Source organism: Roseinatronobacter monicus, from assembly GCF_006716865.1.
Classification (GTDB): Bacteria; Pseudomonadota; Alphaproteobacteria; order Rhodobacterales; family Rhodobacteraceae; genus Roseinatronobacter; species Roseinatronobacter monicus.
On record NZ_VFPT01000001.1, the window covers coordinates 3,486,334 to 3,499,391 of the forward strand.

A 13,058-nucleotide genomic window follows, 5' to 3' on the forward strand; every position below is an offset into this window, starting at 1 on the left:
GGATCAGCGCTTGATATTGGTTGTTTCCTGAAACATCTCGTCAAATGTCTGGATAACCTTTGCGTTTGACGAATAGGCGCGCTGGGTCTGGATCAGCCCTGTCAACTCTGCCGCGACATCTGTTGCGGATTCTTGCAAGGAGAAGCCCACAAATTCACCTACAGGGCCGTTGCCTGCATCCCATAGGAAGAAGGCACCGCTGTCGCGGGACACTTGAAAGGTTTGCGAGTTCATCGAGGTCAGACCGTTCGGATTTGGAACATCCACGATGGGGATGCGGTACAGGGTTCTGCGAAAGCCCTGATCATACACAGCATCCAGATTGCCATTGGCATCGACCATAAGGCCGACAAGATTGCCCGCGCCGGACCCGTTTTGTTCAATTCCGGCGGGAGAGAAGGATGTTCCCCGCTGGGCCAGGCCCCCATTCTCGCCATAGCGGCCGATATAGAATTCTATCTGCTGCGGCGCGATATCGAGGGTGATCGCGCCGCTGACCGGGTCATAATCCCCAAGGCCGCCGCCACCGGCGACTGCGACAGACGCCAATGTGCCGCCCTGTCCGGGCGTGTCATCAAAGACCAGATCATAATCACCCAGCAGCGCGCCGGTTTGCGCATGTTCGAGGCGCATTTGCCACGTGTTTTGTACTGCCCCTACATTCGGGGTAAGTTCGACATCAATCATCTCTGGCAGGCCGAGCGAATTAAAGAACTCTACAGACATTCGCAATGGTTCCCCATTTGCGGTTGCCAGAGTTGCGGATGCAGGCAGATTGACACCGAAATTTATACGAGATGTTTCGGAAAATGCCTGTTGATTGACCTCGATCTTGATGGGCCGCAGACCCGCCGTGCTGTCGCGCGGGAAGGCCGGGACGGACCCGTCCAGAATGGCGGGCCAGCCAAGCAATGTATTTCCGGCGTCGTTTCGCAGATAGCCATTCGCATCTTGGCGGAATGATCCGGTTGTCGCCAGAAGCAGCGGCGCGGACCCGTCTTGCAATTTTGCGCCAAGTTCGGTTGTCACGGGCAGAAAGCCACGCCCTGACAAGGCAATATCGGTGGCGTTCTGAGTTCCGAGCAATGACCCCCCCTGATCGACTTGCCGCAGGGTTGTCGTGCGGACACCACCAGCCGCATAGGTTCCCTGCCCCGCAATCCCCGACCCGACCACCATAGAGTGAAACGATGTTTGCGCGCGGCGATACCCATAGGTTGCCGAATTGGCGATGTTGTCGGAAATCGTCGCAAGCCGTGTCGCGTTTGCGCGCAGCCCCGCAACGCCTGCATTCATTGATGACGAGATGCTCATATCCGCTCCATTCCAAGATGATTCTCAAGATGAGTATGGAGCTTGAGCCTTAATTTCCCCCTAACAGGTCAGTCCGGTGCGAACTGGCGTAGCAAGATCAGCTCGACCCGATTGTTGCGCGCTGCGGTTGACACCTGATCTGCCAGTGATTGGTCGGCATGGCCCGTGACCCGATTGACCCGTGTCTGGGGCAAGCCTGCGTTTTCCAGCAAGACATGCACCTTGGTCGCCCGATCCATTGAGACAGGCCAGACCGGGTTTTCCAGAAAGACCGACGGGAAGCTGCGCGAATGCGCCCCGATCGCCACCGGATTAACCACTGTGCGAAACGCATCAGCGATAGAGGCGATCAAAAATTCCAGCACAGGGCTGGGGGTATTTGTGACATCCTCAAACAGGCTTTGGTGTTCCAGATCAAACAGCTCCACGATCAAGCCTTCATCGCTCATACGGATTGCGACATGATGAAACGCCGCTGCAAGGTTTTCATCCTGCGCCGCAAAATCCATCAACGCCTCCATGACGCGCTCAAGGGCAAAAACCTCTGACTGGTATTTCTCCAGCGTGGCAACAGTGTCGGTTATCGAATGCTCGACCGACAATGATGTTCCGCCAAACAGGTCGCTTCCACCCGCGGAGTCGCTGCGAATTGTCCGCGTGTCCGAGAAATAATCGGCAATTCCCTTGCGCTTGTCGTCTGTCACCGACCCCAATAGCCAGAGCATCAGGAAAAACGCCATCATGGCTGTCACAAAATCTGCATAAGCAACTTTCCACGCGCCGCCATGGTGGCCACCCCCGGCGATAACTTTCTTGCGCTTGATAATAATCGGCCTGACATTGTCAGTTTTCTGCATGATCCCACCTGTTTCAACACCCAAGGCCAGATTACCGCGAAGGATTGAACAGGGTGTTAACAGGCGCAGATTGCATGGCTTCAGATCACATTCACATCAGAAGCAGGTATATTGCGCTAAACGTCAGCATCACTAACCACATGGGGGTTACAAATATTACGTCTTTCGCTATTGTAGGTAAAAAAATATTGAGGTCGAAATGAGCAGACTGATCCTCCTTGTGATGGTGGTTGCGACGTTTGCCGCCTGTGGCAGACGCGATGCGCAATTCTCCGCACCGCGGAATCTTGAAAATGCCTGCCTGATGGAGCGGGAACGCCCGCAATATTTTGCAGCCATGCGTGCAACAGAACGACGTTGGGGCCTGCCCGTGCCAGTGCAGATGGCGATTATCCATGCGGAAAGCCGGTTCATTGGCGATGCACGGACCCCTGTGCGCTATACGCTGGGCGTGATCCCGATGGGGCGGCAATCCTCGGCGCTGGGCTATTCGCAAGCGCTGGACGGCACTTGGGATGAATATGTCAGCGAGGTTGGCAATCGCAGATCATCGCGCACCAATATCCGCGACGCCACTGATTTCGTTGGCTGGTATACGAACAAGACCCGCGAACGCAACGGCATTGCGCTGAGTGATGCGCGCAACCAGTATCTGGCCTATCATGAGGGGCATACAGGTTTTCGGCGTGGGTCGTATAACTCCAAGCCTTGGCTGCTAGGGGTTGCTGATCGCGTTGCATCTCGGGCGGCCATGTATGACCAGCAGTTGCGCGGATGTGGGCGCCGCTGACGACTGGCCTGCCGGTCAGGCAGGCCAGGTTTTCGCAACCATCGTCAGCACATCATACAGCGCGACAAGCTCGCCAGTGTCCTTGCTGATCTGACAATCCCAGCGCACTTCGCCATAATCCCCTTCTGCGCGGGGGTTTATGTCCTTGCACGTCAGCTGCACGCCCAACTTGTCGCCGGGATAAACCGGGGTCAGGAACCGCAAGTTGTCGATGCCGTAATTGGCCAGTACCGGCCCCGGATCGGGCTGCACGAACAGCCCGGCAGCGAAAGACACGATCAAGTAGCCATGTGCCACGCGCCCCTCGAAGAACGGGTTGGCGCGGGCGGCATCCTCATCCATATGGGCGTAGAACGTGTCGCCGGTGAAGTCTGCGAAATGCGCGATATCTGCAAGCGTGATTTCGCGCTGTTCGGTGACAAGCTGGTCGCCGATGCGCAATTCGGCCAAGGATTTGCGGAACGGGTGCTTGCCTGCGCGGACTTCTGCCCCGTCCAGCCAACGCCCGGTGACAGCGGCCAACAGGCGCGGTGCGCCCTGAATGGCAGTTCGCTGCATGTAATGGTGCAAGCCGCGCATACCGCCCAGTTCCTCGCCCCCGCCAGCGCGCCCCGGCCCGCCATGCACCAGCATCGGCAAGGGAGAGCCGTGGCCGGTTGATGATTTGGTACTGTCACGGTTGCCGATCATGACGCGGCCATGAAAGGGGGCAAGGCCAAGCACCACCTCTTCGGCCACATCGGGCGCATTGGTGAACAGCGACGACACAAGCGAGCCTTTGCCCATCGCGGCCAGTTCCGACGCCTGCCCCAGATCATCATAGGGCATCAGCGTGGCGACAGGGCCAAAAGCTTCGACCTCGTGGATCGCGCGCGCCTGCATCGGCTGATCGGCATAAAGCAACACGGGGTTCAGGAATGCGCCGGTTTCAGGATCGCCAGTTGTGACCTGCACAGAGTCCGGGTTGCCGAAGATGATCTCTGCATCGCTGGCCAATGTGGCAATCGCGCGACGCACATCTTCGCGCTGGTCCAGACTGGCCAGCGCTCCCATGCGGGTGGTCTTGTCACCGGGCAAGCCCACGGGAATTGCGCCCAGCTTGGCGGCAAGTGCTGCGCGCACGGCATCGGCCTGCGCGCGCGGGATGATGACGCGGCGAATGGCGGTGCATTTCTGGCCTGCCTTGGCCGTCACCTCGCGCACCACTTCGCGGATGAACAGGTCAAACTCGGGGGAGTCTGGCGTTGCGTCGGGGCCAAGAATACAGGCGTTCAGGCTGTCTGCTTCCATCGTGAAACGGGTGGAATTGCCGATGATCGCGGGATGCGCGCGCAACATCTGCCCGGTTCTGGCCGACCCGGTAAAGGTGACGACATCCTGCCCCGTCACATGATCCAGCAGATCACCGACACCGCCGCAGACAAGTTGCAAACTGCCTTCGGGCAACAGCCCCGTCTCAATAATCCGGCGTACCATCAATTCGGTCAGATAGGCGGTCTGGCTGGCCGGTTTCACAATCGCGGGCATGCCGGCCAGCAGATTGGGCGCGAGTTTTTCCAGCATCCCCCAGATCGGAAAGTTGAACGCGTTGATGTGCACCGCAACCCCGCGCATGGGCGACAGGATATGCTGCGCGGAAAAGCTGGAATCTTTCGACAAGGGTTCGACCACACCATCGGTCAGCACGCGGGTATTGGGCAATTCCCGCCGTGCCTTGGACGCGTAGTTCAAAAGCGTGCCAATGCCGCCCTCGATATCAATCTGCCCGTCTTTCGGCGTGGCCCCTGTGGCGAGGGACAGCGCATGAAAGGCGTCCTTCTGCTCCATCAGCTTCAAGCCCAGCGCCTTGAGCATCAGCGCGCGCTCATGCAGTTTCATCGCGCGCAACGCCCCGCCAGCGGCGCGCCCGTAGGCCAGTGCCTCGGCGAAATCCAGTCCCGCGGAATCGATCTCGGCGACCACCGCGCCTGTGGCGGCATCGCGCAACGGTTTGGCGCTGCCACTGCCTGCACGCCATGCGCCGCAGATATAGCTTTCCAGACGAGGGGGCTGTTTCACATCAAGCATCAGTCAACTTTCAATCCGTGTTCAGACAGCTGCGCCGCAACTGTCGCTTGCCACTCGGCCAGCATCTCGGCGTTGGGGCGGTGCCGCAGCCCAAGGCGCTGGTGCATTGCAAAGCGCTGCGAGTCCTTCGCGCCAAAGCCCAAGCTAACACGCGGGTGCCAATATTGAACCGAGGTGCGCACGCCCTCTGGGTCGGTCGCCATGATCTGTGCCAGCCCTTCGCGCCCAAGTTCAGCATGGCGCACCTCAACCGGCAGGATCGCGCGAAACACCTCTGCCAGCGGCTGATAGGACATGCGCGCAAATTCCTGCACCTGAATGACCGCTGCCGCCCCTTGGAGCACATTCATCACAACCGCATCGGCCCAGCCGGTGAACGGGTAGTGAAACACCGCCAGCCGCATATCGCCACCCTGCCGCGCTGCCCCGATATCGGCGTCGCGCGCCACTCGCGCGGCCCAAGGGTGTGTGCCCACATAGCGCGAGGTGTCGGCCCCGAAATCGGCCATCACTTTCAGCACGCGCCCCGCATGATCGGCCTTTTCCAGCACAATCCGCGCACTGGCGATGCGAGAGGTGATGCCCGGCGCATCATTGATCACATCTGCAAACCCGGCAGACGCCGCCAATTCGCTATCCACAAAGGCCGCCATCAGGCGCAGCACCTCACCCCGGTAACGCGGCGGCACATTTCCGGGTGAGGTCAGCCGCCCGCCCTGTGCCAGATAATCTTCAATCGGCATCTCGCTCATGGCTGCGTCCCCCTATTCATCATAGCTGATGACCAGCCGGTCACTCAGCGCAAGGCACTGGCAGGTTAGCACATAGCCTTGGCGCACCTCGTAATCCTCCAGCGCGTGGTTCACGGCCATTTCTGCCTCGCCCTCCAACACCTTGGCGCGGCAGGTCGAACAGACACCGGCCTTGCAGGCAAAAGGCGCATCAAGGCTCGCGCCAAGGGCGGCATCCAGCACCGAAGTGCCATCCAGCGGCAGGCTAAGGTTGCGGGTGGTGCCGTCCAGTGTGATGGTCAGCGCGCAGGTCTTGCCGCGCGCGGCCTGCGCCTGTGCTTTTGCACTTTGCGCCAACCGCCCCGGCTGGTTCGAGGCGAACAGCTCGAACTTGATCTGCCCTTCTTCCAGCCCATGATCGCGCAACGCGCCCGCAATTGTCAGCATCATCGGCTCTGGCCCGCAGATAAAGGCCATATCCACTGATTCAGGGTCGATCCAATGGGTAAACAGCGCCGCCATTTTGCCCGCATCAATGCGGCCCGTGAACAACTCGATCTCTTGCGCGTCCTGTTCCAGCACATGCAGCACCGTCAACCGGCCCAGATGCATGTTCTTCAGGTCTTCCAACTCCTCGCGGAACATGATCGAGCTGATCTGCCGATTGGCATAGACCAGCGTGAAGCGCGCTTTCGGCTCTCTCGCCAGTACTGTGCGGATGATCGACAGCACAGGTGTAATGCCGGACCCGCCCGCAAAGCCCAAGTAGTGCCGACCCTGATCGGGGGTCAGCGGCACATGGAAATTGCCCGCAGGCGGCATCGCCTCCAGCATGTCACCGGGGGCAAGATTTTCATTGGCCCATGTGGAAAACGCGCCCCCGTCCACCCGCTTTATCCCCACTCGCAGGCTGCCATCATCCAGCCCCGAGCAGATCGAGTAAGAACGCCGTATCTCCTGCCCGTCAAAGTCGCGGCGGAAGGTCAGGTATTGACCCTGAACAAAGCGAAACGCCTCGGCCTCCGTGGGCTGCAACGTCACGATCACAGAGTCGCGCGTGTCATGCTGCACTTCGGTCACTTGCAACGGGTGAAAACGGCTCATCTCTCGGCCCTCAGATACATTTGAAATAATCGAACGGTTCCAGACAGTCGCGGCATTGATAGGCGGCCTTGCACGGGGTTGACCCGAACTGGCTAACCTTTTGCGTCTGCGCTGACCCGCAGCGCGGGCAGGGTACGGTCAGCGCGGCGCCCGTCAACCGGTTGATCCGGCCTGCAACCACCCCTTGCGCCCCAGTCCCGTCAATGGGCGGTGCGATGCCATAAGCGCGCAGCTTCTCGCGCGCTGCGGGTGCCAACCAGTCCGTGGTCCATGGCGGGTCAAGGCGCCGCTCCAGCCGCAGCTTTTCCACCCCTTGCGCGCGCAGGGCTTTCTCGATCTCGAAATTGATCACGGCGGTGGCGGGGCACCCCGAATAAGTGGGCGTCACCGTCACCACCAGAGTGTCGCCCTCATAGGCCACATCGCGCACGATCCCCAGATCGGTGACCGAGATGACGGGTATTTCGGGATCAGGCACCTCTGCCAGCCAGTCCCAGACCTGCGCCAGCTCTACCATGTCGCGTCCGGATAGGCGCGTTGCAGCCATTGCATGGTCGCCAGCATATGGCCCAGATGCTCCGAATGCGTGCCCTGCTTGCCACCCTTGTGCATAAAGATTTGATCGGGCGCTTTCAGCGTTGCCTCGGACAGAACTTCGGCCACCAACGCCTCCCATTGTGGCCGGATGCTGTCGGGCGCGGGCATGATCCCGGCCTCTGCCAATGCACGGTCGGTGTCATCACTCATCATCATCTCGCCCGTATAGGGCCACAGCCGCTCAAGCGCGGTTTGCATGCGCGTATGGCTTTCAGCCGTGCCATCGCCCAGCCGGATCACCAGATCGGCGGAGCGTTCCAGATGATAGGCAACTTCGCGGCCCGCCTTGGCCGCAATCGCGGCGATGCGCGGGTCGCTGGACCCTTCCAGCGCTTTCAACATTGGCTGGTGCCATGCGTCAAACAGGAACTGGCGCATCAGGGTCTGGCCGAAATCGCCATTCGGGCGCTCGACCAGCAGCAGGTTGCGAAAATGCCAGACATCGCGGCGAAAAGCCAGTGCATCCGCATCGCGCGCCTTGCCCTCCACCTCGCCGGCCAGCCCCAGCCACATCTGCGTCTGCCCGATCAGGTCCAGCGCGACATTTGCCAATGCGATATCTTCTTCGAGCACGGGCGCATGGCCGCACCATTCCGACACCCTGTGCCCCAGCACAAGCGTGCTGTCGCCCAAGCGGCACAGCCCTTCAAACAGGGCCACATCCAGATCCAGCGCCACAGCCATCACATCTTCCCCACTTCGTCGGGAATGTCGAAAAATGTCGGGTGCCGATACACTTTGGCATTCGATGGCTCAAACAAGGGTCCTTTGTCCGACGGGCTCGACGCCGTGATCGCATTCGACGGCACCACCCAGATGCTGACACCTTCATTGCGCCGCGTATAGACATCGCGTGCATGTTTCACGGCCATCTCGGCATCGGGCGCATGCAGGCTGCCTACATGGCGATGGTTCAGCCCATGCTGGCCGCGAATGAAAATCTCCCACAAAGGCCACTCAGTGGACATGTCCATATCCTCATTTTCTTGCTAAAAATACTCTCGGGGTAGGCCGCAGGCCGTAGGGGGCGAAGCCCCCTGATCGAGAGGATTTACTCTGCCGCAACCTGTATCGCAGCCTGTTTTTGCGCATGCGCCATCAACCCGTCACGGAACCACGCGCCATCATCCCATGCCTTTTGCCGCGCCTCGATCCGCTCGGCATTGCAGGGGCCGTTGCCCTTAATGACCTCGAAAAACTCGGCCCAGTCGGGTTCCGAGAAATCATAGCCGCCCTTCTCTGCGTTCCATTGCACCGCAGGGTCGGGCACGGTCAGACCCAGATACTCGGCTTGTGGCACGGTCTGGTCGACGAATTTCTGGCGCAATTCGTCATTGGTGTTCATCTTGATCTTCCACGCCATGCTTTGCGCGGAATGGACTGAATCCTTGTCGGACGGGCCGAACATCATCAGGCTTGGATACCAGAACCGGTTCAGCGCATCTTGCGCCATCGCTTTTTGCGCGGGCGTCCCTTGGGCCATTTTCATCATGATGTCATAGCCTTGGCGCTGGTGGAAACTTTCTTCCTTGCAGATGCGGACCATCGCGCGGGCATAGGGGCCGAAGCTGGTGCGTTGCAGGGGTACCTGATTCATGATTGCAGCGCCATCGACCAGCCAGCCGACCGCGCCCATATCGGCCCATGTCAGGGTCGGATAATTGAAAATGGAAGAATATTTCATTTTGCCCGACAACAGCGCCTCGGTCATCTCGTCGCGCGAAATGCCCAATGTTTCTGCCGCGCAATACAGATACAGCCCATGCCCTGCCTCGTCCTGCACCTTGGCCAGCAGAATGGCCTTACGCTCTAGCGTGGGGGCGCGGGTAATCCAGTTGCCTTCGGGCAATTGGCCTACAATTTCGGAATGGGCATGCTGGCCGATCTGGCGGATCAGTGTTTTGCGATAGCCTTCGGGCATCCAGTCTTTCGGCTCGATCTTCTCGCCCGCGTCAATGCGTGCCTGAAAGGCGGCAAGCTGTTCGGGGTCGTCATTACTCGCTTCGGATTTTACCATCTGTGCATACATGACAGGACTCCTTGGTCAGACTCGTTCCAGTATCAGGGCGACACCTTGGCCCACACCTACGCACATCGTGCACAATGCGTAGCGCCCACCCCGGCGGTGCAATTCCCACATGGCGGCCGTTACCAGCCGCGCGCCGGAGGCACCCAGCGGATGGCCCATCGCAATCGCACCGCCATTGGGGTTCACATGAGAGGCATCGTCGGGCAGGCCAAGATCGCGCAGCACGGCCAGCGCCTGCGCGGCAAATGCCTCGTTCAGCTCGATCAGGTCCATATCGTCAATTGTCAGCCCTGCAAGCGCCAGTGCCTTGCGCACTGCCGGTACCGGGCCAATGCCCATCACGCGCGGGGCAACCCCGGCGGCGGCCATCGCCACGACACGGGCGCGGGGTGTCAGGCCCTGCGCGCGGGCCATGTCTTCGGAGGCCAGCAGCAGCGCCGCCGCACCATCATTCACACCGCTGGCATTGCCAGCCGTGACGCTTAACTCTGGCCCGTTTATCCCGCGCAGTTTGGCCAGTGTGTCAGGCGTGGTGTCGGGGCGGGGGTGTTCATCACGCGCGATAACCAGAGGATCGCGCTTGCGTTGCGGCACTTCAACAGCGCAAATCTCGTCTGCGAAGCATCCGTTTTCCTGCGCCTGTGCCCAGCGCGTTTGCGACCGGTGCGCGAATGCGTCCTGATCGGCGCGTGACACATTCCAATCCGCAGCGACATTGTCGGCGGTCTGGGGCATGGAGTCGGTGCCATATTGCGCTTTCATCTGCGGGTTCACAAACCGCCAGCCGATGGTTGTGTCATAGACGGCATTGGCGCGCGAAAAGGCGGCATCGGCCTTTGGCATCACAAAGGGCGCGCGGCTCATGCTTTCCACGCCGCCTGCCAACATCAGCCCGCAATCGCCCGCGCGGATGGCCCGCGCGGCCATGCCGACCGCGTCCAGACCCGAAGCGCATAGGCGGTTCACTGTGATCCCCGGCACATCGACGGGCAATCCCGCTAAAAGCGAAGCCATGCGCGCGACATTGCGGTTATCTTCGCCCGCCTGATTGGCGCAGCCATAGATCACATCCTCAATCAGCGCCCAATCCAGCCTGGAGTGCCGCGCCATGAGTGCGCGCAACGGAATCGCCGCCAGATCATCGGCGCGGATGGACGCGAGTGCGCCCCCATAGCGCCCGATCGGGGTGCGCTGTGCGTCACAAATAAAGGCGTGCGGCAAACCTGCTCCTCCCAAAGCGCGGACGGGTATTACCGACCGATTAGTCATATATTACGCCTGATATGTCACATCTCAAAGCTAAATTTTCAGAAAGTTGTGACGCTTTGTCCGGCAGACCATGGAAAACCGTGATTTTTCAGATATTAACGCTTCTGCGCAACAGATCGTAACGGCTGACCCCTTCTGGATTGAGCGTCTCCAACAACCCGTCTGCACCTTGAAAACACGCTGCAACATGCGAATCAGCCGCATCACTCAGCGCCAGATAGGCTTGGGCAAATTGCTTGCGGGCGCGCTGACCGGCCCAATCGGGCGGTAGGGCCGCGCTGGGCAAACGGGGGTCGCGCAGGATGATCTGGCGGAACGCATGGACCAGCAGGACACGTGCTTGCAGTGCGTCAGGCGGGGGAAGGTGGCCCATCTGTTCGACCTGCGCCGCCAGTGTCAGAAAACCCTCATACTCCTGCCCCAACGCGTCCAGATCCCAGAGCGTTGCGCCCAAACCCGGTAACTGGTCCTGCGCCCCGTCGATGGGCGCAGTCAGGGCAAGCGCGCCGTCGGGAACAGGCCCGCGCGCAGGCCCAAAGGCGCAGAGGTCATTTAGCGCAACATACCCATGCAGGCCCATCGCTGCAATCTGTGTGGCGGCAGCGCCCTGTGCGAAGAACAATACCCGCCACGGCAGGTCATCTGCAGGCCCGTAAATGATGTCCGCCGCCTGTCTGTACTCGGCGCGCGCAGCATCGGTCAGGCGGTAGAAACTGCGCCGCCCCTTGCGCAGGCCGATCAGTTGCTCGGCGCTGACAAGGCGGGATACGGCCGTGCGGATCAGGGTTTCACTGATCCCGAAGGGCGCGCAGAATTCGATAAGATTGCCGATCCAGACTTCGCCACCGCGCGGGGCGATGACATCGCCAAACACTGTGACAATGAAACTGCCCGCACGAATGGGTTGTGGCAGCGTCAGGTCAGAAAATGTCGCAGCGCCCATGTCTGTCCTTGCGCCAATCGCCCCAATCGCTCGCCACTGTGCCCGCAGCCGCCGCTATGTGCAACTGCGCCTTGCGAATCAATCCTTGCAATGCGGCACCGCGACAGTCCAATCTGCATGGCATGTGAAACCCTGTTTCCAAGGCCGGATGAACAGCGCGGGCTGCAAAACAAACAAAATCAACCGCTCGGTCGAAAAAACAGTAGCATGAGAGGGAGTCTTGTGCTTTCACATAGATCGTTGCGGATGCAACATTATCTTACGGGAGGAGATTGTAATGGAACGCAGACCGCTTTTAGGGCTGATGGGAGGCGCCGCAATAGGTGCTCTTGGCCTTGGACTGAGCAGCAGCGCGGCGCTGGCCCAAGAGGTCACATTGACGCTACACCATTTTCTGGCAGCACAGGCCAATGTGCCAACGCATATTCTGGATGTCTGGGCCGATCGCGTCGAGGAGGACAGCGAAGGCCGCATCAAGGTGGACCGCTACCCATCCATGCAACTGGGCGGCACACCGGGCGAGTTGTATGATCAGGCCGTATCAGGCAGTGCCGATGTGATCTGGACCGTTGTGGGCCTGACACCGGGGCGTTTCCCCAGCACGGAAGTGTTCGAGTTGCCCTTCATGGTGACAGATGCCCGCGCCGCATCGCACGCCTATTGGACAATGTTCGAAGAATCGATGCAGGAAGAATTCGCCGATGTGAAGATGCTGGCGACATGGGTGCATGGGCCGGGGGTTATTCACACCGAAGACCCTGTGGCGCAACCCTCGGATCTGCGCGGAATGCAGTTGCGTGGTCCGTCGCGGCTGACGGTACAACTGCTCGAAGCGCTGGGCGCCACACCTGTCGGCATGCCGATTGCACAAACCCCTGAATCGCTGTCACGCGGTGTCATCAACGGGGCGGTCATGCCGTGGGAAGTGACCCCGTCGCTGCGCATTCCCGAACTGGTCGAGAACCACACAGAGTTTGAAGGCGAGATGCTCTATACTGTGACCTTCGTTCTGGCGATGCATCAGCCCACCTATGACGCGCTGCCTGATGACCTGAAAGAGGTGATCGATTCCAATTCCGGTTTGGAATTCTCGATCTTCGCGGGCGGAACGCAGCAGGATTACGACGCACCGGGCCGCGAGATGGCCGAGGATATGGGCAACAACATCATCACCATTTCCGCCGATGAAGCGGAAGAATGGAAGGCGCTTGCCGAACCCATCTATGACCGCTGGATCGCGGATATGGAAGGGCGCGGCAAGGATGGTCAGGCCCTGATTGACCGAGCACGCGAGTTGATGGCCGAATATGAGGCTGCGGACTAAACAAACACGCAGTCGGGGGGCGGCCAATAAACG

General features: G+C 60.1%; 13 protein-coding genes. 2 read left to right on the plus strand and 11 right to left on the minus strand.

From position 1 onward, the window contains the following. Nucleotides 1-3 precede the first annotated feature (3 nt). Together BD293_RS16560 and BD293_RS16565 are read right to left on the minus strand one after the other, a co-directional pair. On the minus strand, nt 4-1,314 hold the full coding sequence (locus tag BD293_RS16560; RefSeq protein WP_142083658.1) for a flagellar hook protein FlgE: 1,311 nt from the start codon (nt 1,312-1,314) through the stop codon (nt 4-6). Nucleotides 1,315-1,382: 68 nt separating this feature from the next. Continuing rightward, nucleotides 1,383-2,171: a flagellar motor protein MotB gene (locus BD293_RS16565; RefSeq protein WP_142083660.1), complete on the minus strand. Its 789-nt coding sequence runs from the start codon at nt 2,169-2,171 to the stop codon at nt 1,383-1,385. A 199-nt stretch (nt 2,172-2,370) separates the two neighbouring features. Between BD293_RS16565 and BD293_RS16570 the strand changes: the two genes are divergently transcribed. Then, nucleotides 2,371-2,961: a transglycosylase SLT domain-containing protein gene (locus tag BD293_RS16570; RefSeq protein WP_142083662.1), complete on the plus strand. Its 591-nt coding sequence runs from the start codon at nt 2,371-2,373 to the stop codon at nt 2,959-2,961. Between the two features lie 15 nt (nt 2,962-2,976). On the opposite strand, the gene paaZ is transcribed toward BD293_RS16570, so the two are convergent. The 9 genes from paaZ to BD293_RS16615 form a co-directional block, all read right to left on the minus strand. Then, nucleotides 2,977-5,028 (minus strand): phenylacetic acid degradation bifunctional protein PaaZ, encoded by a 2,052-nt coding sequence (paaZ, locus tag BD293_RS16575; RefSeq protein WP_142083665.1) that lies wholly within the window; start codon nt 5,026-5,028, stop codon nt 2,977-2,979. Then, nucleotides 5,028-5,780 (minus strand): Phenylacetic acid catabolic protein, encoded by a 753-nt coding sequence (locus BD293_RS16580; protein ID WP_142083667.1) that lies wholly within the window; start codon nt 5,778-5,780, stop codon nt 5,028-5,030. Before BD293_RS16580 ends, paaZ begins: the two co-directional genes overlap by 1 nt. A 12-nt stretch (nt 5,781-5,792) precedes the next feature. Continuing rightward, the gene (locus BD293_RS16585; RefSeq protein ID WP_142083670.1) at nt 5,793-6,863 is read right to left on the minus strand and encodes a 2Fe-2S iron-sulfur cluster-binding protein; all 1,071 of its coding nucleotides are present in this window, start codon (nt 6,861-6,863) and stop codon (nt 5,793-5,795) included. Nucleotides 6,864-6,873: 10 nt separating this feature from the next. Then, complete coding sequence (paaD, locus tag BD293_RS16590; RefSeq protein ID WP_246086335.1) at nt 6,874-7,410, minus strand: 1,2-phenylacetyl-CoA epoxidase subunit PaaD; 537 nt, start codon at nt 7,408-7,410, stop codon at nt 6,874-6,876. Next, a complete protein-coding gene (gene paaC / locus BD293_RS16595; protein WP_142083672.1) occupies nt 7,374-8,144 on the minus strand; it encodes a 1,2-phenylacetyl-CoA epoxidase subunit PaaC in 771 nt (256 codons plus the stop codon). Before paaC ends, paaD begins: the two co-directional genes overlap by 37 nt. After that, the gene (gene paaB, locus BD293_RS16600) at nt 8,144-8,428 is read right to left on the minus strand and encodes a 1,2-phenylacetyl-CoA epoxidase subunit PaaB (RefSeq protein ID WP_142083674.1); all 285 of its coding nucleotides are present in this window, start codon (nt 8,426-8,428) and stop codon (nt 8,144-8,146) included. Before paaB ends, paaC begins: the two co-directional genes overlap by 1 nt. 83 nt (nt 8,429-8,511) lie before the next feature. Then, entirely contained in the window at nt 8,512-9,489 is a 978-nt protein-coding gene (gene paaA / locus BD293_RS16605) for a 1,2-phenylacetyl-CoA epoxidase subunit PaaA (protein WP_142083677.1), read from the minus strand. Nucleotides 9,490-9,504: 15 nt separating this feature from the next. Further along, a complete protein-coding gene (pcaF, locus tag BD293_RS16610; protein WP_142083679.1) occupies nt 9,505-10,710 on the minus strand; it encodes a 3-oxoadipyl-CoA thiolase in 1,206 nt (401 codons plus the stop codon). Between the two features lie 136 nt (nt 10,711-10,846). Next, a complete protein-coding gene (locus BD293_RS16615) occupies nt 10,847-11,701 on the minus strand; it encodes a PaaX family transcriptional regulator (protein WP_142083681.1) in 855 nt (284 codons plus the stop codon). Nucleotides 11,702-11,978: 277 nt separating this feature from the next. Between BD293_RS16615 and BD293_RS16620 the strand changes: the two genes are divergently transcribed. Further along, nucleotides 11,979-13,025 (plus strand): TRAP transporter substrate-binding protein, encoded by a 1,047-nt coding sequence (locus BD293_RS16620; RefSeq protein WP_142083684.1) that lies wholly within the window; start codon nt 11,979-11,981, stop codon nt 13,023-13,025. The last annotated feature ends 33 nt before the right edge of the window (nt 13,026-13,058 follow it).

Bases quoted from the DNA above. Each gene is read 5' to 3' on its own strand.
- paaD (WP_246086335.1), bottom strand. From the start codon at position 7,410: ATGGCTGCAACGCGCCTATCCGGACGCGACATGGTAGAGCTGGCGCAG.
- BD293_RS16585 (WP_142083670.1), bottom strand. From the start codon at position 6,863: ATGAGCCGTTTTCACCCGTTGCAAGTGACCGAAGTGCAGCATGACACG.
- paaC (WP_142083672.1), bottom strand. From the start codon at position 8,144: ATGGCTGTGGCGCTGGATCTGGATGTGGCCCTGTTTGAAGGGCTGTGC.
- paaZ (WP_142083665.1), bottom strand. From the start codon at position 5,028: ATGCTTGATGTGAAACAGCCCCCTCGTCTGGAAAGCTATATCTGCGGC.
- BD293_RS16615 (WP_142083681.1), bottom strand. From the start codon at position 11,701: ATGGGCGCTGCGACATTTTCTGACCTGACGCTGCCACAACCCATTCGT.
- BD293_RS16570 (WP_142083662.1), top strand. From the start codon at position 2,371: ATGAGCAGACTGATCCTCCTTGTGATGGTGGTTGCGACGTTTGCCGCC.
- BD293_RS16620 (WP_142083684.1), top strand. From the start codon at position 11,979: ATGGAACGCAGACCGCTTTTAGGGCTGATGGGAGGCGCCGCAATAGGT.
- paaA (WP_142083677.1), bottom strand. From the start codon at position 9,489: ATGTATGCACAGATGGTAAAATCCGAAGCGAGTAATGACGACCCCGAA.
- BD293_RS16580 (WP_142083667.1), bottom strand. From the start codon at position 5,780: ATGAGCGAGATGCCGATTGAAGATTATCTGGCACAGGGCGGGCGGCTG.
- BD293_RS16560 (WP_142083658.1), bottom strand. From the start codon at position 1,314: ATGAGCATCTCGTCATCAATGAATGCAGGCGTTGCGGGGCTGCGCGCA.
- BD293_RS16565 (WP_142083660.1), bottom strand. From the start codon at position 2,171: ATGCAGAAAACTGACAATGTCAGGCCGATTATTATCAAGCGCAAGAAA.
- paaB (WP_142083674.1), bottom strand. From the start codon at position 8,428: ATGTCCACTGAGTGGCCTTTGTGGGAGATTTTCATTCGCGGCCAGCAT.